The 17,680-nt window shown below is 59.7% G+C and carries 19 protein-coding genes; 13 read left to right on the top strand and 6 right to left on the bottom strand.

From position 1 onward, the window contains the following. Positions 1-144 precede the first annotated feature (144 nt). Complete coding sequence (locus tag BKN05_RS10435) at positions 145-453, bottom strand: hypothetical protein (RefSeq protein WP_049063043.1); 309 nt, start codon at positions 451-453, stop codon at positions 145-147. Here BKN05_RS10435 and BKN05_RS10430 point away from each other — a divergent pair. From BKN05_RS10430 to BKN05_RS10415, 4 genes are all read left to right on the top strand, one after another. Further along, positions 452-838: a hypothetical protein gene (locus BKN05_RS10430; protein WP_049063042.1), complete on the top strand. Its 387-nt coding sequence runs from the start codon at positions 452-454 to the stop codon at positions 836-838. The genes BKN05_RS10435 and BKN05_RS10430 overlap by 2 nt on opposite strands. A 223-nt stretch (positions 839-1,061) precedes the next feature. Further along, entirely contained in the window at positions 1,062-1,229 is a 168-nt protein-coding gene (locus BKN05_RS10425; RefSeq protein ID WP_160310053.1) for a hypothetical protein, read from the top strand. A gap of 105 nt (positions 1,230-1,334) precedes the next feature. Further along, positions 1,335-1,739: an ArsR family transcriptional regulator gene (locus tag BKN05_RS10420; RefSeq protein WP_080972061.1), complete on the top strand. Its 405-nt coding sequence runs from the start codon at positions 1,335-1,337 to the stop codon at positions 1,737-1,739. Between the two features lie 481 nt (positions 1,740-2,220). After that, complete coding sequence (locus BKN05_RS10415; RefSeq protein WP_239662588.1) at positions 2,221-2,778, top strand: hypothetical protein; 558 nt, start codon at positions 2,221-2,223, stop codon at positions 2,776-2,778. A 912-nt stretch (positions 2,779-3,690) separates the two neighbouring features. On the opposite strand, the gene BKN05_RS10410 is transcribed toward BKN05_RS10415, so the two are convergent. The 3 genes from BKN05_RS10410 to BKN05_RS10400 are packed head-to-tail and all read right to left on the bottom strand — an operon-like array spanning position 3,691 to position 6,052. Continuing rightward, the gene (locus tag BKN05_RS10410) at positions 3,691-4,422 is read right to left on the bottom strand and encodes an ABC transporter permease (protein ID WP_011867678.1); all 732 of its coding nucleotides are present in this window, start codon (positions 4,420-4,422) and stop codon (positions 3,691-3,693) included. Further along, on the bottom strand, positions 4,419-5,345 hold the full coding sequence (locus BKN05_RS10405; protein WP_011867677.1) for an ATP-binding cassette domain-containing protein: 927 nt from the start codon (positions 5,343-5,345) through the stop codon (positions 4,419-4,421). The genes BKN05_RS10410 and BKN05_RS10405 overlap by 4 nt, the downstream gene beginning before the upstream one ends. Continuing rightward, a complete protein-coding gene (locus tag BKN05_RS10400; RefSeq protein ID WP_080972059.1) occupies positions 5,342-6,052 on the bottom strand; it encodes a phosphatase PAP2 family protein in 711 nt (236 codons plus the stop codon). Before BKN05_RS10400 ends, BKN05_RS10405 begins: the two co-directional genes overlap by 4 nt. Positions 6,053-6,195: 143 nt before the next feature. Between BKN05_RS10400 and BKN05_RS10395 the strand changes: the two genes are divergently transcribed. Continuing rightward, the gene (locus BKN05_RS10395; protein ID WP_049063040.1) at positions 6,196-7,587 is read left to right on the top strand and encodes a sensor histidine kinase; all 1,392 of its coding nucleotides are present in this window, start codon (positions 6,196-6,198) and stop codon (positions 7,585-7,587) included. After that, the gene (locus BKN05_RS10390; RefSeq protein ID WP_011867674.1) at positions 7,584-8,249 is read left to right on the top strand and encodes a response regulator; all 666 of its coding nucleotides are present in this window, start codon (positions 7,584-7,586) and stop codon (positions 8,247-8,249) included. The genes BKN05_RS10395 and BKN05_RS10390 overlap by 4 nt, the downstream gene beginning before the upstream one ends. Before the next feature lie 210 nt (positions 8,250-8,459). Here the strand turns inward: BKN05_RS10390 and BKN05_RS10385 are convergent, their stop codons facing one another. After that, positions 8,460-9,077, bottom strand: coding sequence for a hypothetical protein (locus tag BKN05_RS10385; protein WP_011867673.1), 618 nt, complete (start codon positions 9,075-9,077; stop codon positions 8,460-8,462). Further along, positions 9,077-9,625: a hypothetical protein gene (locus BKN05_RS10380; RefSeq protein WP_011867672.1), complete on the bottom strand. Its 549-nt coding sequence runs from the start codon at positions 9,623-9,625 to the stop codon at positions 9,077-9,079. The genes BKN05_RS10385 and BKN05_RS10380 overlap by 1 nt, the downstream gene beginning before the upstream one ends. Positions 9,626-9,996: 371 nt before the next feature. Between BKN05_RS10380 and mobF the strand changes: the two genes are divergently transcribed. From mobF to BKN05_RS10345, 7 genes are all read left to right on the top strand, one after another. Further along, positions 9,997-13,347: a MobF family relaxase gene (gene mobF / locus BKN05_RS10375; protein ID WP_250669289.1), complete on the top strand. Its 3,351-nt coding sequence runs from the start codon at positions 9,997-9,999 to the stop codon at positions 13,345-13,347. Positions 13,348-13,492: 145 nt separating this feature from the next. Beyond that, the gene (locus BKN05_RS10370; protein WP_049062428.1) at positions 13,493-13,759 is read left to right on the top strand and encodes a ribbon-helix-helix domain-containing protein; all 267 of its coding nucleotides are present in this window, start codon (positions 13,493-13,495) and stop codon (positions 13,757-13,759) included. A gap of 129 nt (positions 13,760-13,888) precedes the next feature. Beyond that, entirely contained in the window at positions 13,889-14,479 is a 591-nt protein-coding gene (locus BKN05_RS10365) for a nucleotide-binding protein (RefSeq protein ID WP_049062427.1), read from the top strand. Further along, positions 14,476-14,742: a hypothetical protein gene (locus tag BKN05_RS10360; RefSeq protein ID WP_049062426.1), complete on the top strand. Its 267-nt coding sequence runs from the start codon at positions 14,476-14,478 to the stop codon at positions 14,740-14,742. The genes BKN05_RS10365 and BKN05_RS10360 overlap by 4 nt, the downstream gene beginning before the upstream one ends. Before the next feature lie 555 nt (positions 14,743-15,297). Continuing rightward, positions 15,298-16,755: a replication initiation protein gene (locus BKN05_RS10355; protein ID WP_049383622.1), complete on the top strand. Its 1,458-nt coding sequence runs from the start codon at positions 15,298-15,300 to the stop codon at positions 16,753-16,755. 101 nt (positions 16,756-16,856) lie between these two features. Continuing rightward, positions 16,857-16,994, top strand: coding sequence for a hypothetical protein (locus BKN05_RS10350; protein ID WP_193393056.1), 138 nt, complete (start codon positions 16,857-16,859; stop codon positions 16,992-16,994). 58 nt (positions 16,995-17,052) lie between these two features. Next, a complete protein-coding gene (locus tag BKN05_RS10345) occupies positions 17,053-17,295 on the top strand; it encodes a hypothetical protein (RefSeq protein WP_152682560.1) in 243 nt (80 codons plus the stop codon). Positions 17,296-17,680 lie beyond the last annotated feature (385 nt).

Raw genomic sequence — 17,680 nt, 5'->3', positions numbered from 1 at the left:
GAGGGTTCGGCGGGTTTTCAATGCTGACCTCCCCCCCGACGGGTGCTTAGGCGCTCTAGGTTATGAGACCTTTGCACTAAACCGCAACCAGCTTCGAGACATTTGATTTGGTTCGTGCCAACTGTGAACGAATCGAGGGAACGATTAAGCGACCATTCGACAATGCTTCAGCTTGAATCCGGTCCCTTTCTTGCCATACAGCTTGTTGTTGGCGTCTTTGACTGCTGCAGCTTTCGTGTTTCCAAAGCCCCATATGTACTCTCCGGTTGCTTCATTGCGGAGGTTGACGATAGGACACTTAACTTGCACTCGGTAGACAGCATAGGGTGTGATTTCTGGTGGAACGCTGCTTAAGGAAGTGGCTGGGGTAGCGCTGGCTGTTCCCTGCACCCCGGAAAGGGCGATCATTAGGCTAATAGCGACTGCGGATAGCGAGCGAAAAGGTTTCTTCATGACGGCAAACTCCTTCGAGGACGGAATAGTTGAGCAGAAATTCGTTGAAGAGCTGCATTTGTACTGCTCTCAACCGGAACTTGAAAGGCTGATAAAGCGGTTTAAAAGTTCCTTCGCTCAAGAATTTCACGAATTGGATGACTTTTCTCCCGTTGCAGTGGAAACCGAAGAAGACGACTATAATCTAGCTATCGAAGCAGCAGGTAGGGGCGATTTTGAGGATCTTCGAGCTTATGTAATAAAGCAAGAGTTTGTTTTCCCTGTCCGAAAAAAGAACGAGGAAGATCTCGACAAAATCAGCAATAGGGTCTTCGGGATTGTTGGAGAAACTGTTGAGGATGTCCCCTATTTCAGCTTCCTTGACCTGGAAGGGGATCGGACCTAAGTAGTCCCAGCGATTCTCCGCGTTCTGAGACGCCTGCACCACGCCTGGGTGATGTGCTCGACGCTCAAGAGCGCATAGAGCGCCCCGGACGGGGCGGGCGCGCTGGCTGGCGTTAGCCGCGTTCAAAGTCAGCGATAACCAAGTCAGCCGCCGTCGCCGTCTGCGTCGACACCTGGCGCTGCCGCGCGTACGGCTGCGCCGCACGCTTGCCCCTGAATTTTTCGTGCCCGACAGCCCCGCCCTGTACGTGCTTTTTCCCGAGGCCACCACGGAATCTCGCCAGATTGCCCGGGAGGATCTCGATCGGGCCGGCTCCCAGGCCCAGGAGCTCGACGGGCGGATCAACGACCTGCTCGCCGTCCTGGACGACGAGCTCAGCGAGGGTGCATGAGTGATCAGGGCACCTGCGAGTGGTGCGGCGGGCCGATCCCGCCCCGCTCGGATCCGCGGGGGCAGGGGGCTCGGTTCTGCCGCCCTGCGCATCGTGCTGCCACCCATGCGCGACCGCCAGACCATGGCTAGGCGCGTGCGGGGCTACGTCACTCAATCTAAGAGCGCTGCTTACAACGGTTCTAGTGCGCCAGGTAAAGCCACGAGCAGCGAGCGGAAAGCCTTGGCCACGATGGGCCGCAGAGGCGGCAAGAAAGCCGCACAACGCTGGAAAGACCGTGATAGCGACTATGCGCAGTCTGAGCTTGCAAAACTGGAGCGAACGCACCGAAGGAAGCGAGTTCAGGGGCAAACGACGCGTGCAAGAATTCAAGCCCTTGTCGGTCAAAGCTTTGTAGAAACCGGCAAGCTTCTGTCGCGCAAAGAAATCATGGCTGAAACAGGCGTGTCTGAATCTACCGTCAAACGGCATCTGCGAGAGCTACGTACTGCGGGGTTGCTTCCCGAGTAGGGGGGTCACACCATAAGCAATATACGGTTCCCCTGCCGTTAGGCAGTTAGTAAAACTCTTCTTGGGAAGTTTTACAGAAGCTGGAAAAGATCAGCTGGAGCGCAGGTTTAGGCCGGTATGTTCTGCGGAGCAGGGATAGAACACCTTCCCCTCACTGCGCTCTTTGGGAGCTCCCCGAGGACTACGTTATTTGTTCCAACTGTGAGACCTTGCGTGCCTCCGTCTCAATCGCGGGTACGTTGCTGGTTCCATAAAGGGAGCGGATTTGTTCCGTAAATGTTACGGTACCTTTGCCAGGGCATTGGAAGAGTGGAGGTACAAACGAGGATTTTGTACTTATTTTCAATTCCTGTTAAGTCAGAACTGACGCCTCTGGCATAGACGCACTAAAACAAGTTGCTAATACCGAGCAAGTCCCTGAACCTTCGGGGCTCCTTCTGGGAAAAGTTGAAGAATCTGAAAGTACGCTTACCGTAATGTTTTGGAGAACAATATGATAGGTCAAAACTTTATCTCTACCAAGCAGGCTTTTACCGCTGCTGTTGTCCTGACGGTGGCCCTCTCAGGGGTCGTTTCGCCGAGAGCTTCTGCACAAGATATCGACCAACCGCATCCTGAAAACTGCGCAGCTTCAAATGAAGAAAAACCGGTTCAGATACCATACTCCTACATTTCAACTGCTGAATCAATGATTGCTGATGGCACCATTGATGATGAAGTGGTTAATGCACTTGAAGGTGTGGAAGTTAACTATGAAATTGTCGGACCCGCGCCAAGAGCACTTCCCGCTGTGGCTGCCGCTGCAGTTGCAGTAACGGCATGGTGTGTAAAAGGGGCCGTAGGAAGTCTTGCTCCGTCCGCTATTCAACAGATCGCACATGCGGCGAATGATGGAATTGAACCACCCTCGTGGGTGATGAATGCAATCTTTGGTTGCGCAGGTGGCCCAGTATTAGGAGCGCTGACGACTCAAACAATGCGGGTCAAGTTTGCGGGGGCGGTTCTCGCGGCTGTAATAAAGCTGAGGAATTTTGGCTAGCTCTTGGTTTCCAATTTTGATAACTCTCAGCGCCTCAGTGGTCATGGCTACTGCAAGCTATTCCGCATGCAGACGTCGTTCCAATCATCCGCTGGTTAGTGATCGATCGATTTGGGGAGCGGTTTTGTTCGCTATTTCTTTCGTTAGCTACCTAGCTTCAACGGCGTTGCTCTTATTTTATGGAATTAGCGATAGCGCCATAGTTGCCGCTATAGCAGGGCTCTTTATTTCTGCTCTCGCTTACGTTGCAACGAAGCCAAACCATGATCAAGATTATCTGTAGGCATGGATGAATTTAAGAAGGTGAAAGTGTTCTGGATGACTGGGTAACTTCTTGCTCGATGTCAACGTGCATGCTGTGACGAGCTCATCGCCAGCAAAGGATTAACTGACTAAATGTAGCGCGGGTACACCCCAACGGGGCATGTCATTTTCAGAAGACGTTTGCACAGTCAGGATGGGATGGCCAGGCTTGTGAAATCGTCTATTGAACGCTGTCCGTTCACTACTCGCGTGCACTAAGCTGAAAATGTCAGAAGTCCTGTTCACAAGGAGACAGAGATGGGCGAGGACCGAACTGAAATCGCTGCTACGAGGCATCTCACGATGCCCGAGGCTGATTGGGAACAGGCCCGCCTACAGCAACGGGTAATCGCCAGGGTGGTGTTGCAAACTCCGGGAGAAGAGCCGTGAAGCCTCCTCGCGGTCATTTAACCCGTTCAACTGCCTCTGTCTAGTCTAGATGTAGTTGAACGGGTTTGTGAACACCCACTCGGCGAAATGCTCGCGATCGGCTCCTCCGGACCACTGTTCACATCAACGACCGTTTGTTGAACGGCGGTGTGAGTCAGCCCCAGCCCTGCGACGCGACGAACCGTCTTGGGCGGCGGATGCGAGGCGCAGGCCTGCCCATCACGCCGAGTCCCGTCGGACATGGGCACATAGCCCCGCGCCCGCCAGGCCGAGTGCCGGTACGAGAAGCGCGACGGCAGGAGGCCACACGGACATGCCTGCAGGGGCCTCCCCAAGTGCCTGGGCGAGGAGCATGTGGCTGGCGTTGAACGGCAGCCACGGCGTGATCGCCTCGAGCATCGGGACCATGGACGCGAGCTGTTCGATCAGGAGCATCCACGTGATCGGCGCGGCGACGGACACCGCGACGGAGCGCGTGAGGACGGCAAGCGCCGTCGCCATCGTCACCCACAGGAGAACGACGAGGAGATAGGCCGCGAGATAGGCCCACCCCCGCGGCGACATGGCCAGCCCGTCGGGATAGAACCTCGCCGCGACGAGTGCGAGGCCGATGCCGACGACGTACGCGAATGCGAGGAACGCCCACTGGACCGCTGCCTGTGCCACCAACGAGGCCCATCGACTCTTCTGCGTGAGGAAGGACAGCGCCGTCGACCCCGCATTGATCTCGGTCGCGGTGTGTGTGCCGGCGAACACGATGGCCAGCACATGGAAGATGCTCACGCACTTGCCCAGATCACCGGCGTCGATCGGCCCTCGATAGGCCGGGTCGTAGACGATGCCCATCAGGACGATGGGGCCGACGCAGCAGCCGATCAGCAGCGCAGCGAAGATGCCTGTGGAGCGCACGGTGAGCAGTCGGCGCACCTCAGCTGTCAATGCTCGTGTCATCGCTCGGGCCTTTCTTTGCCATGTTCGGCTTCGGATGATCGGTCGGTGAGGCGGAGGAATTCCTCTTCCAGCCGGATCGGCTTGTCCGTCAGGGCAGTGATGAGCACGTCGAGGTCTCGGCAGGTCCGCGAGAGCGTGAGCGCGTCGGGGACCGTCTCGTCGAATGTCACGCAGAGTCCCTCGGGCAGTGCGGTTACGGGGACCCGCAGTCCGCGCAGAGCCTGCTCGACGCGTTCGTCGTCGTCGGTGCGGAGGAGCGCTTGGCGGCTGCGCGCGTGCAGAAGATCGGCGACGTCCCACTGGCCGAGCAAGCGGCCGTTGTCGATGACGACGAGGCGGTCGGCGAGGGTCTCCATCTCGCCGAGCAGGTGGGAGGAGACAAGGACGGCGTGGCCGCTCGCGGCGGCATCGCGCAGGAAGGCGCGCATCCACTCCATCCCCTGCGGGTCGAGGCCATTCATCGGCTCGTCGAGGACGATGTTGCGCGGTCTGCCCAGCAGGGCGGCCGCGAGCCCCAGGCGCTGCTTCATCCCGAGCGAGTAGCCGCCGATCCTGCGATGAGCTGCCTGGGTCAACGCGACGGCCTCGAGTACCTCCCAGGCGCGGCGGTCGGGTAGGCCGGCAGAAGCAGCGATGGTCGTCAGGTGCGCCAGTCCGGTCCGGCCGGGGTGGAACCAGGAGGCGTCGAGGACGGCTCCGACGACCTCGGCCGGCCTCGTCTGGGCGGTCAGCGGGAGCCCGTCGATGAGCACGGTTCCGGTGGTGGGCTTGTGGAGCCCGAGGAGGCATCGCATGGTCGTGGACTTGCCGGCTCCGTTCGGGCCTAGGAACCCGGTGATGGATCCGTCGGGGACCGTGAAGCTCAATCCTTCAACAACGGTCACCTGGCCGTAGCGCTTCGAGAGACGGTCGACCTCGATCATGCGCGCCCGCCCTGGGACCGGCTGGCCGAATCCGGATGGCCGTCCCGTCCGCCAGTCAGACGCCGGTCCAGCACCGGCGACGCCGCGGCGACGACGGCCGCGACGACGAGGGCACCGAGCGCGAGACCGGAGAGCACGTCGTGGACGTAGTGGACTCCGGCGGCCACTCGAGAGGCGGCGATCGCCAGCGCGAGAGGCAACGCGAACCAGGCGAGGCGGGGGACGACGAGGATGCAGGCGGTGGCGAAGGCAGCGGCCAGGACGGCGTGATTCGACGGCCACGACCAGTCCCCGCTCCCGGGGCAGCTGAGCACAGTGGCAGTGTCGACGACGCTGCAGGGCCGCGGCTCCTCGACCAGCAGCTTGACGGCCTCGCTCAATCCGTAGGCCGTGATCACGCCGAGTCCAGCCAGCGCCAGGAGCCAGAACCGCCGGCGCTCGCGCAGCCAGCACCAGAGAGCGAGGACGCCGGCGGTCGCCACGAGGGCAAGCAGACCGAATTCGGCCACGGATCCCACCGCCGAGGCCAGTGCCGAGCCCTCGGCGAGACCGGCGACAGCGGTGAAGAGGCGCTCACGCACCGGATACGTCGCGAGAGCGAGGGCAGCAAGAGCTGCGACGGCAATCAACAGCGCGGGCCACGGCACGGGGCGGGACGAGGATCTGCGCGACGTCGAAAGCGTGCGCGTCGAAGTTTCGTGAGTCATGAAATCCACGCTATAGACGCGGTTCGGCCTCAGAATCTGCCATGCGGGGCGACTCGTCTATGCCCACGGTCATACCGGCGAGGTGCTGCGCACGCCCGATCGAGGGAGGCGGCGAGCCCACGGTCCCCGGTAGAATGGAGCGCATGACCCTAATTGATCGTCCGTCTGCGCGCCGGAGCGTCGACGCGCTAACGGCGATCGGTTTCGGGGTGCTGGCCTCCGCGCCGGAGCCGGGCCTCTTCATGGCCCTGCTCACCGGCATCGCCGCGATCGCAATCGGGCTCTGGTCCAGGGGTCCGCGCGCGGGCCTGGGAGGACTGGCAGTGCTGGTCGTCGTGAGCATGGCCCGGGCCACGTGGCTCGACGGGCACTGGCTCTACGTCGCGGAGGAGTTGCCCCCGGCGCTCATGCGCGCTGGTGTGCCCTGGCTGATCGGTCTCGCCGTGCGCCAGTACATCGTCCTCGGGCGGAGGGCAGACCGCGAGCGAGAGCTGCGGCAGGTCCAGCGCCTGGCCGAGCTCAAGGAGCGCGCCACCGCCGACCGGCTCGCCCTCGCGCAGTCGCTGCACGACGACCTCGGCCACTCGTTGAGCCTCGTCGCGCTCAATCTCGGACGGCTCGAGATCGACCCGGCACTGCCCGAGAGCGCCCGCACCTCGCTCTTACACGCCCGCAACGACCTCGCCCACGCGGTCGAACGCCTGGGGGACTCCGTCTCCGACCTCAGATCCGGCGCTCCCGTGCTGCCAATGGGCGCAGCATCTGTCGATGCACTGCTGGCCCGGGCCCGCGCAGCCGGTGCGCGCATCACCGTGCAAGGACTGCCGGAACCCAGGCGGCTGCAGGACTTCGGAGGCGAGCAGGTCACGAGGGTCCTACAAGAAGCGATCACGAACGCAAGCAGGCACGCTCCCGGCACCCCGATCGACATCACCGCTGCCGACGTCGGTGCCGAGCTGCGTCTGAAGATCGAGAACGCCCTCGGCGAGACTCCTGCCGACGCGCACACAGCGGGCACGGGCCTGAGCACTTTGGAAAGTGAGCTCCGCGCCCACGGCGGAGAACTCGCCGCGGAGAAGACAGACAGTGCGTTCGTCCTCTCTGCGGTCCTCCCGACTCGCCGTCAGGAGCAGAGCACGCACGATGATCGCGCTGTGGAGGCGACGAGAGACGTCGATGAGAGCTCGACCGGCAGAACGAAGCTCCGCCAGCGACTGATTCTCGCCTCGACCGCGGCGATCGTCGTCGTCGGGCTCGCAGCGGTCGAGGCGCTGACGGTGGTGCAGAACCACCGCGCGCTGCTGTCGGCAGGGGCCTTCTCAAGCATCAGCGTCGGAGACGCGCGGGCGGAGACCGAGCGGATCCTGCCCGGCCACGAGCTGCCGGCCAGGCGGGGCGAGAACCGACCGGACGACTGCCACGACTACGCCGTGACCGCGAACACCTTTGACGACGCTGCCGGGGACGTGTACCGGATCTGCTTCGCGCAGGACGAGGTCTCCAGCACCGAGTACATCGCAGGAGGACAACGATGACAGCGACCGAGGCCCCGGTCAGAGTCCTGGTCGCCGACGACGACCCCCTCGTGAGGACCGGCATCGTCGGGATCCTCGACACCGATCCCGCCATCGAGGTCGTAGCCCAGGCCGCCGACGGAGCAGAGGCCCTGCGCAAGATCGACGCGCACCGTCTCGACGTCGCCCTCTTCGACATCCAGATGCCCGGGATGAGCGGACTCGACGCGCTGCAACGGCTCCGCTCCGACGGGAGCGCGCTCCCCTGCCTGTTCGTCACCACGTTCGGGGAGGACGACTACATCGCCGAGGCCATCCGGCTCGACGCAGACGGGTTTGTCCTCAAGTCCGGCGATCCGCGCCAGCTGATCGCCGGTGTGCACGCCGTCGCCGGTCGCGGAGCGTTCTTCTCGCCCTCGGTCGCCCGGCGTCTGCTCGACTCCGGCGTCTCGACGACGTACACCCAGTACGCGAGCGCCGTCGAACGCTTCGAACGCCTCACGGCTCGCGAGCGAGAGATCCTGATCCGGCTCAGCCAAGGAGAGACGAACGCTGAGATCGCGAAAGCGCTGCACCTCGCTCCCGGCACCGTCAAGGTGCACGTTTCCGCGATCCTGCGGAAGACTGAAGCGCGCAACCGCGTAGAAGCAGCCCTCATCGCCCTTCGCGCCGGACGAGCCTAGATCTTCTCGGGACGACGACGATCAGGCTTCGTCGTGCCGGAGCTTCGGAACGTCCGCGACGAGACCTTCGATGGTGTCTTCGGGGCGGAGACAAGCGCCGCGCAGAGGAGGTCGAAATCTGCCACGGCACCATTGTTCCCGAGTCGCGTCCGACCCTGCTCGCGCGGAGAAGGTCCCGGAGTAGATCTGGGGGCGTTCTTGTGGTCATTCTCAGAAGACGAAGTCGGCGGCTGTCTCGCCGACCTCGGCGCACATCGAAGCGAAGTTGCTCGCCTCGATGTCGGTCCTGGACGTCGCAACGTCCGCGAAGTTCTTCAAAGTGTCCTCGGTGATCTCGACGCGTATCGATTCCGCCGCGACGTTCTCCAACGGCGACTTGCCGATCCACGTCGCCTCGAACGCTGCTCCATCGCCGCCGTCGACCCGCTCGAGGGTGGCGACGCCCTCGGACTTCGTCTGGCCGGCGCAGTTGACGATCCCGTAGGTGACCTCGCCCGCCTCCTCGTCGAGCACCCAGCGCTCAAGCGCGGGCGAGAAGTTCTGGATCGCGCGGAGATACTGGACATGCCCGTCCTCGACGCCCAGGTCCGCGGTTGCGCCCGACTTCTCGCCCTGGCCGCCTTCCTCGGTGCTCTCGTCGCCGGTCTCCTCGGCCGGGGTCTCCGGCTCGGTAGGCTCGGTAGCCGGTGCCGAGGGGACTGGATCCTGCGCTTCGGCATGGAACGCGGCGCGGTCCTCGTCGTCGCCGGGGTAGCTGCACCCGCTGAGCGCGAGAGCAGCGGCGGCCAGCAGTGCTGCGCCGATGGTCGTGATCGCCGCCTTCGTCATCAGACGTCACCCCTCTCGGCATCGGGCGTACCAGTGGTCGTCTTCACCTGGAGGCCCGACTTCGTCTTCATCTTCGAGACCAGGTTCGTGAACAGCTGCGGCGCGACGATGAAGGACGCGATGAGCGCCGAGGCGGCTCCGGCGATCCAGACGTTGCTGAAGATGCCGAGCGCCACCGAGAGTCCCCAGCGGAAGATCATGTAGCCGACGGTGAAGCCGAGCGCCAGCAGCGCCATCCGCCAGATGGGCGAGCGGCCCTGGAACTCCTGGAACTCGCGCCAGGCGGTCTTGAGCAGGCCGCGCGTCTCGCCGAAGTCCTTCCGGTTCTTCTCCGGGACGACGATCAGCCCCGCCTTGAGCATCATCGAGATGAGCTGCATGAAGAAGAAAAACAGGCCGGTCGCAGCCAGGTCCAGGGCTCCGGCGTTGGAGATCGCCCAGGCGGCCATGCCGACAGCGCCGCAGGCGAGCAGGGTGCCCAGCACCGTCCAGGCGTGGTTCTCGGGGCCGCCGCGGTCGAGCTTGATGTTGATGTTCTGGTCGGACATGGTCCTCACTCCTTCGTCTCGTCCAGCTTCGCGGGGCCGGAGATGATCTTGATGGCGTCGTTCGGCACGGGAGCGACGCTCTGCTGTGCCTCACCCGCCGTAGAGGAGGCCGACAAGCTGCTTCGCCATGTCCGCGGCGTCCGCCGCGATGAAAATCTCGTCATCGGTATCCAGAATCAACGCCACGGTCTCTTAGAGCTCCGACCCCGACCGCCGGTTCCCGGCGGCGCCCCTGCCAACGCTTTTCACACTTTCTGGTGCCCTCCAAGACGAAAAGTCAGTTGCCGAAGAAATCTCTCTGGTACATTTGCAACAAGTTGCCTAATGGGGTGTCCAGGTGGTTGCCGTGGTGATTGACAGGAGGTGTCGGAGTGCTGACTATCGCGAAGATGGGTGCGCATTCCGTGGCCTATTATCAGTCCACGGTTGATGAGAATCGGGGGCCGGATTCGTACTATTCCGAGGACGGAAAGCAACCGGCTTCGGCGTGGCTTCGAGGGGAAAACGTGGCCGAGGTTTCGGCATTTTTGGGCGCCGACAACGGTGCGATTGTGTCGGGAAAAACGGTTGAGAATTGGTTCAATAAGGCGGTCGCTCCGAGCGGTGCGGGGCTTGGAAATGCTCCGCGAAAGGATAGTGTTCCAGGCTTCGATCTGACGTTTTGTGCGCCAAAATCTGTCTCCTTGTTGTGGGGTATGGGCGCAGATTCTGCCGTGCGTGGCATCGTCGATGAGGCCCACCAGGCGGCTGTAAGCCAGGCGCTGGATTACTTGTCGGAGCATGCCGGCTACACGCGAAAGCAAGTAAAAGAGCCGGCCGGAAAACGTCTTGTCGTTGAAAAGTTGGCGGGTATTTCGGGCGTGAAATACGAGCACCGCACCTCGCGCGCGGGCGACCCGCATGTGCATTCACACGTGTTGTTGGCAAATAAACAGCTATGCCGCGACGGCAGAGTTCGCAGTCTTGATGGGGTGAGTTTGTACCACGAAGCGCGCGCGGCAGGCATGGTGTATCAAGCCACGGTGCGTGAAATTTTGAGCCAGAAACTCGGTGTGGAGTTCGGCGACGTGGTCAACGGATGCGCAGAAATCGTCGGCCTTGATGACCCAGATTTGATTGCGTCGTACTCGACCAGGGCGCGTGAAATCGACCAGTGGCAGGCCGAGAACGGGCTTGAAACCCGCGCGGCGTATGAGCGTATCGCGCAGAAAATCACCCGGCGTACCAAGGACACCGACACCCCACTAGAGGAGTTGGAAACCGAGTGGGCACGTGCTGAACACGGCGCGCAGGTGCGCGCATTTGTGGCCGGACTTGAGCCGAAAAATGAAGCAGATGCGCGTGAAGCTTCCGAGGATTTCTTGCCGAAACCAGCCCAGATTTTAAGCGCGGTTGTTGCAGAACGCTCCACGTTTACCCGCGCTGATGTTGCCGAGAAAGCAGCAGAACTTATCCGCCCAGGCGTTGTTTCCCCGGAGGATATGACGGTCACGGTTGAGGGGCTGGTTGATGCTGCGTTGGCTGCGCACGGTACATGGTCGGTGACCCCGGAGAAGTCGCGCGAGCTGGATGCCACCCAGCGTGAAGGTTCGCAGAAATACACCACTGTCGAGGTGGTCGACGAGGTTGAATGTGGCGTTGATATGGCTACCGCGCGCGTGGAGCGCGGGGTTACCGCCGAGTCGATTCAACCGGTTGAGGGCGAGCTTTCGTCTGCGCAGGCTGATGCTATGCGTGCGGTTGTCGGCTCTGACTATCTGGCTTCTGTGGTGGTCGCACCGGCTGGTGCCGGTAAGACTTCTTCGCTCAAGGCCGCGCACAAGGCATGGAATCAGGCCGGTAAACACGTCGTAGGCCTAGCTCCTACGGGTAAGGCTGCTGACGTGATGGTGGGTGAGAATGTGGCCGATGAATCCATGACGATTGCACGCGCTTTTGTTGGCACCGACGATCTGACACCGGAGCATACAGCGGCGAAGCTGGGCTGGAACCGGGACACCGTTGTGGTTGTTGATGAAGCTGGCATGGTGTCTAACCCCGATACGATCCGTGTGCTGGAGACTGCCACTGCTGCCGGCGCGCGCGTGGTCTTTGTGGGAGACCCAGAACAATACTCGGCGGTCAAGGCTCGTTCTGGCCTGCTGGCTACCTTGTCTCATGAATTGCCTGATGCCGTGGAGCTACGCGAGGTGTTCCGCCAGCGTGATGCGGGTGAGCGTGAAGCATCGAAGTGGCTGCGCGGTGGCGAGGAAGCAGACGTTTCTCGTGCCGCCGAGTGGTACATGCAGAACAAGCGCCTGCACGCAGGATCGGTTACGGCAATGATGGACGATGCGTTGGCTGGGTGGCGTGATGATACTGCCGCAGGAAAGCAGTCGCTGCTGGTTGCAGCAACCCGTGACCAGGCCACTGCGCTGAATGCTGCGGCGCAGAAGATTCGCGCCGAGCGCGGCGAGATTAACCCCGAGCACCGCCTGGGCTTGTCCGATGGACTAAAAGCCGGTGTCGGTGATGTCATCCTGACTCGTCGCAACGATTCAAAGCTGGTGACCAGCAACGGTGATGTTGTCCGCAATGGTCAACGCTGGGTCGTTGATTCCATCGGAAAAGACGGTTCCATTACGGCCCGGCGGTGTGATGATGATTTAGCCACTGTGACACTAAACCGCGACTACCTCGATAAACACACCCAGCTGGGCTACGCCGCTACTGGTCATAGTTCCCAAGGCGCAACCGTCGATGTCGCCCGTGTGGTGGCAGGGGTTGGCAACCTGGATAAGTCCAGTGTTTACGTTCCTATGACCCGTGGGCGTGAGGGCAACTTCCTCTATATCGCCGAGACCCAGCCAGGAGACACCGAGACCGGCCACGGCCAGGTCAATCAGGTCGCACGGCGTGAGTCTGCCGAATACGCCCGCGACCTGCTGGTGTCCGCAGGAATGCGCGAGCAAGGAGATAAAACGCCCCAGGCGCTGTTTGGGCAAGCCAAGCAGGATTGGGAGCTGACCAAACTGGTCAACCAGCCTTCCCAAACGGATACCGATAACCCGTTTGCTGGCACCGAAATGGGTAAGTACATGCGCAGCTTTGCCGCTAAACGCGAAGCGCGCTTTGCTGACTTCCATGCTCGCGCCCAGGCCAACAACGCCGATGAGGTGCCAGAACCGGAATCAGGCAACGAGTACAGCGCTACACCGTCCCATGACTCCGTGGAGAGTATCGATGCCGAGATAGAACGGGTAAACAATCAGCTTGAGACGCTGCGCGGTGAGTACGACCAGGCTAACCAGCAGGTTGAACAGCTCGGACAGCAGTATTCCAAGCAAGATGCTGTAGTGCGCGAGTTCGAGGACACGAAGAACTCGAGGGGCTTTTTCGGCAGGCTACGCCACGGCAACAACGACCAGGCCCTCCTAGACGAAGCAATCAACGTGCGCGACAAGGTAGCTGCATCCTATGACCAGGCCGTGGACTATCGCGACAGCTTTACTGACCCGATTCGCCAGCTTGAGACCGAGCTAGACGAGCTAAACACCCAGCGCCGGAATGAGGAAGGACTGAAACGGTCGATGGACTTCCTCGACTCACTCGGTATTAGTACCACCGCAGATGAAGCGATGCTCGCCCGGTTCCACCAGCAAGCCGCGACGGATAACGACTACGACAACGACCAAGACAACTGGTTGGATAACGCCCCAGAGAGCGAGGGGCCAGAGCTTTAACGAAAAAACTGCGTCCCCTCGTCGATGTCGAACCTATGGTAAACAATGTTTACAAAAGCAAATAACGCTCACGAGAAAAAGAGTAGGACTGCCAAAGACAATACGTAAACAATGTTTACGACAGGCAAGGGAAGGACTTACGTCAATGGTTCAAGGACCCCACCCCTCCGGGCGCGTGGTATCTGTACGCATGCCCGAAGAGATTATCGAGCGCCTAGACACACTGTGTACTCGCACCGGACGCAGTCGCGGTTTCTACCTCAAGATGGCAGTGACTGCGATGCTGCCCCAATTGGAGGAATACCACTGGGAACACGTCGCTGCGGACTTCGAAGAAAAGAGCATTGAAAACGAGTTTTACCGCATCATGCTTGCTGGACTTTCTGCCGAGTCTGACGATAAAGAAAAATAAAAGCGCTATCTGCCTGCGCTTTTATCTTTACAGACACCTGTAAAAATGTATTACTGTAAACCTGTAAAGCAGTATTTACTTAAACCTGTAAAGTGGTAGAAGCAATGATTTATCCACCTAGGAGAAGCCATGATCATTACCGCCATTAACGCCAAAGGTGGCGTTGGCAAGACCACCACAACGATGTTTCTTGCCACGGTTTTCGCCCACCGAGGAAAGACCGTGACCGTAACCGACCTAGACCGGCAGGGCTCGGCACTGGAATGGTCTGAACGCGCAGAGGATGGAGGCGATCCTTTACCGTTTGAGGTTGAGCTGTCCATCCCCAAGCGCGTCGATAGGCAAGCAGCACTCGTCGGAGACGATGAGTTCATGTTCATCGACGTGCCGCCAGGAGATGAGAACGCTATCGAAGCGGCAATCGCAGTCAGCGACTTCATCATTCTTCCGACCCGTTCTGCTGCTGCCGACCTCTCCCGAGTATGGGAGCTGCGCGACGCAGTCAACGGAACACCTCATGCAGTCTTACTGACGTTCGCCAGGAAAGGCACCAGCGCCCTTGACGCGGCACGAGAAGCGCTCGAAGCAGAACACATGCCGCACTTTAAAACCGAAATCCCGCTACGCGAAGATATGCACCTAGCGTTCGGATACTGCCCAGGCCCAGACATGCACGGATACGACCACGTCGCCGACGAACTCATGGAGATGATGAAATGAGCACCAGCAAAGAACGCGCCAGAGCGCAGCAAGGCCCGCGAACCTCAACGAAAAAAGCCGCGAAGCTAACCCCAGCAGCCGAGAAGAAAACAGTGCGAGGTGCATTCCACCAACCCACAGGCCGCGACTACGTCAAGAAGATGACGATTGAAATCGACCGCGACCTTCACGCAGAACTTAAAGTCATCGCCGCCCAAAAAGGCGTGACCATCCGCGAGATTGTTAGCACCTACCTCGAAGAATACGTCCACAACAATAAATAAAGGTTTACAGCTATACGGCAATACAGTAATACAGGTTCTGTAAACCTGTATTACTGTATGTTTGTTGCTCTGGATAATCCGCCACCGTATGGGTAAATCTGCGCACGGTTAAAACTGCGTATCGGTAAATCAGCGCAAGGAAAATGGGGTTGTGTGGTAAATATGCGCAGCCGTAACGGTAAATATGCGCACGCTTTTTCTGACGTGATGGTAAATCAGCGCACGGTTTTCCCTTGTGGTTAAATCAGCGCACGGTGAACTGGGGCTTCTTCCGTATTGGTAAATCTGCGCAGCCTGACCTGGGGTTTCATTCCATGAGGGTAAATATGCGCAGACAGCCCTGTGCAGATGAAACGCGATTACGTATGGCTAAACATATGTTTAGCCATACGTAATCGCAGGTAAAAGGCATATTTTTCGCGTGTCATGGCTAGTAAATAACACCGGTGTCATTTAGGCTCGGTGGGAGACAATACAAAAACGAAGAAAGCCACCGGGCTGGCACCCAGTGACTTTCGCTTATCACCCAGTTCGCACCTGGGAGAAAGCATGGCCATGAGTTTACAGGCTTACGCGCAGAATGCGCACACTAAAACACCTACCCGCGTCGAGCCAGACCGCGGCGGGCTGGATAACACCCCAGCATCTGCCAGTGACCGCGACCTTTTACGCGAGCATCTAGGCCGTGATGTACTCCACGGTTCAGTCACACGAGATTTTAAAAAGGCCTATCGACGCAACGCTGACGGTACGAACTCGCCGCGTATGTATCGCTTCGAGACTGATGCTTTAGGACGGTGCGAGTACGCCATGCTCACCACCAAGCAGTACGCTGCCGTCCTGGTCGTAGACGTTGATCAAGTAGGTACCGCAGGCGGTGACCCCGCAGACTTAAACCCGTACGTCCGCGACGTGGTGCGCTCACTGATTACTCATAGCGTCGGGCCGGCATGGGTGGGTATTAACCCAACTAACGGCAAAGCCCAGTTCATTTGGCTTATTGACCCTGTCTACGCTGACCGTAACGGTAAATCTGCGCAGATGAAGTTGCTGGCTGCGACTACGCGTGTGCTGGGTGATCTTTTAGACCATGATCCGCACTTTTCCCATCGCTTTAGCCGCAACCCGTTCTACACAGGCAAGGCCCCTACCGCTTATCGTTGGTATAGGCAGCACAACCGGGTGATGCGTCTTGGAGACTTGATAAAGCAGGTGAGGGATATGGCAGGACACGACCAGTTCAACCCCACCCCACGCCAGCAATTCAGCTCTGGCCGCGAACTTATCAACGCGGTCAAGACCCGCCGCGAAGAAGCCCAGGCATTTAAAGCACTCGCCCAGGACGTAGACGCGGAAATCGCCGGTGGACTCGACCAGTACGACCCGGAGTTAATCGATGGTGTGCGTGTGCTCTGGATTTCCCAAGGAACCGCAGCACGCGACGAAACCGCCTTTAGACATGCGCTTAAAACTGGCCACCGCTTGCGCCAGCAAGGCCAACGCCTGACAGACGCGGCGATCATCGACGCCTATGAGCATGCCTACAACGTCGCACATACCCACGGCGGTGCAGGACGCGACAACGAGATGCCGCCGATGCGCGACCGCCAGACCATGGCTAGGCGCGTGCGCGGGTATGTCACCCAGTCCAAGAGCGAGGCCTACAGCGGCTCTAGCACGCCAGGTAAAGCCACGAGCAGCGAACGCAAAGCACTAGCCACCATGGGACGCAGAGGCGGCAAGAAAGCAGCAGAACGCTGGAAAACAGACCCAGAGGGAAAATATGCGCAATCCCAGCTGGAGAGTTTGAATAACGCGAATAAGCGTCGTTCAGCGGGAGGTCGCAGTCAGTCGCACAAGATAGCGGCGTATTTCGACGATGCCTTCGCGCAGACGGGAGAGTACCCAACTGTTGCTTCTGCTTCTGCGGAGTTCGCTGTTTCAAACAGAACAGTTCAACGTGCGCTAGCTAAAGCGGGAATTACCCTTCCTACCGGACGCAAAAAAGGGTGACAGGCCGTAAGCAATATACGGTTCCCCTGCCGCTAGGCAGTTAGATAAAACCTCACTTGAAGAAAACCTTGGAGAAGCAGGGCAGCTTATATGTTTTTAACATGAATTCTTCTGCTCTCCTAGACCGTGCAACCATTCGCCATAACCGCACCGAATTCAAGGTGCGCTGGCTTGCCCATATTGAGGAATGGAAAGCAGAAAACCGACCGGCCATTGAATCAAGCCATGACCAAAATTAGCCCAACGCCTTTCGAATAGGCCGCACTCATGTCGCGGGTGCGGCCTATTGTCGAGACCATGAGCTTTCTTACCGAGTACAACGAACCCCGCGAGTTGTCCGTGATTGATACATCTGCGGTCAAGATGGAGGGGGACTGCTATGAGGTAGCCGGGGCACTGCGCGCTGCCGCTCGCTTCCTCGAAGTCCTCAACCAACTACCGGGCACTCCCGCAGTGCGTGACTGGCAGGGCGATGCGGACGAGTTGATGAATATTGCTGATGCGCTCACCGATGATGCCGCAGCCGACTTCGCCGACTAGGACGCACAGAACTAATTACTCGCTCCAGTTGCGGAACCACGTCGCGTGGTTATGCTCTTGGTTAGTCAGTAGTGCTGGCAAGGGGGGCTTAATTATTCACCTCCGAGAAAGCTCTACTTGCCCCGGAGGTCGGGCGGCGTTCGCAATTGTCCATCACGGCTCCTTAACGCTTGGCTCTTTAGTGCTGCCGCGGAAGTCGCGTGTGCGACTTCCTTGCCCCGTGTCTCTGTCATGTCCTGGCGTTCACAGTCGTGGCTAGAGATTGCCTGACACGACCAAACCCGCCGAGGGTTCGGCGGGTTTTCAATGCTGACCTCCCCCCCGACGGGTGCTTAGGCGCTCTAGGTTATGAGACCTTTGCACTAAACCGCAACCAGCTTCGAGA

Origin of the sequence: Corynebacterium sp. S5S1, assembly GCF_001913985.1 — a bacterium.
GTDB classification, from domain to species: Bacteria; Actinomycetota; Actinomycetes; order Mycobacteriales; family Mycobacteriaceae; genus Corynebacterium; species Corynebacterium marquesiae.
The sequence above is the reverse complement of the archived record's forward strand: the minus strand, read 5'-3'. Positions and strand labels throughout refer to the sequence as shown.

What these genes read in the sequence shown, in the direction of transcription:
- BKN05_RS10385 (WP_011867673.1), bottom strand. Translation starts at nt 9,077, where the DNA reads ATGACGAAGGCGGCGATCACGACCATCGGCGCAGCACTGCTGGCCGCC.
- BKN05_RS10350 (WP_193393056.1), top strand. Translation starts at nt 16,857, where the DNA reads ATGAATTCTTCTGCTCTCCTAGACCGTGCAACCATTCGCCATAACCGC.
- BKN05_RS10345 (WP_152682560.1), top strand. Translation starts at nt 17,053, where the DNA reads ATGAGCTTTCTTACCGAGTACAACGAACCCCGCGAGTTGTCCGTGATT.
- BKN05_RS10390 (WP_011867674.1), top strand. Translation starts at nt 7,584, where the DNA reads ATGACAGCGACCGAGGCCCCGGTCAGAGTCCTGGTCGCCGACGACGAC.
- BKN05_RS10380 (WP_011867672.1), bottom strand. Translation starts at nt 9,625, where the DNA reads ATGTCCGACCAGAACATCAACATCAAGCTCGACCGCGGCGGCCCCGAG.
- BKN05_RS10435 (WP_049063043.1), bottom strand. Translation starts at nt 453, where the DNA reads ATGAAGAAACCTTTTCGCTCGCTATCCGCAGTCGCTATTAGCCTAATG.
- BKN05_RS10400 (WP_080972059.1), bottom strand. Translation starts at nt 6,052, where the DNA reads ATGACTCACGAAACTTCGACGCGCACGCTTTCGACGTCGCGCAGATCC.
- BKN05_RS10355 (WP_049383622.1), top strand. Translation starts at nt 15,298, where the DNA reads ATGAGTTTACAGGCTTACGCGCAGAATGCGCACACTAAAACACCTACC.
- BKN05_RS10405 (WP_011867677.1), bottom strand. Translation starts at nt 5,345, where the DNA reads ATGATCGAGGTCGACCGTCTCTCGAAGCGCTACGGCCAGGTGACCGTT.
- BKN05_RS10430 (WP_049063042.1), top strand. Translation starts at nt 452, where the DNA reads ATGACGGCAAACTCCTTCGAGGACGGAATAGTTGAGCAGAAATTCGTT.
- BKN05_RS10370 (WP_049062428.1), top strand. Translation starts at nt 13,493, where the DNA reads ATGGTTCAAGGACCCCACCCCTCCGGGCGCGTGGTATCTGTACGCATG.
- BKN05_RS10410 (WP_011867678.1), bottom strand. Translation starts at nt 4,422, where the DNA reads ATGACACGAGCATTGACAGCTGAGGTGCGCCGACTGCTCACCGTGCGC.
- BKN05_RS10420 (WP_080972061.1), top strand. Translation starts at nt 1,335, where the DNA reads ATGCGCGACCGCCAGACCATGGCTAGGCGCGTGCGGGGCTACGTCACT.
- BKN05_RS10365 (WP_049062427.1), top strand. Translation starts at nt 13,889, where the DNA reads ATGATCATTACCGCCATTAACGCCAAAGGTGGCGTTGGCAAGACCACC.
- BKN05_RS10395 (WP_049063040.1), top strand. Translation starts at nt 6,196, where the DNA reads ATGACCCTAATTGATCGTCCGTCTGCGCGCCGGAGCGTCGACGCGCTA.
- BKN05_RS10360 (WP_049062426.1), top strand. Translation starts at nt 14,476, where the DNA reads ATGAGCACCAGCAAAGAACGCGCCAGAGCGCAGCAAGGCCCGCGAACC.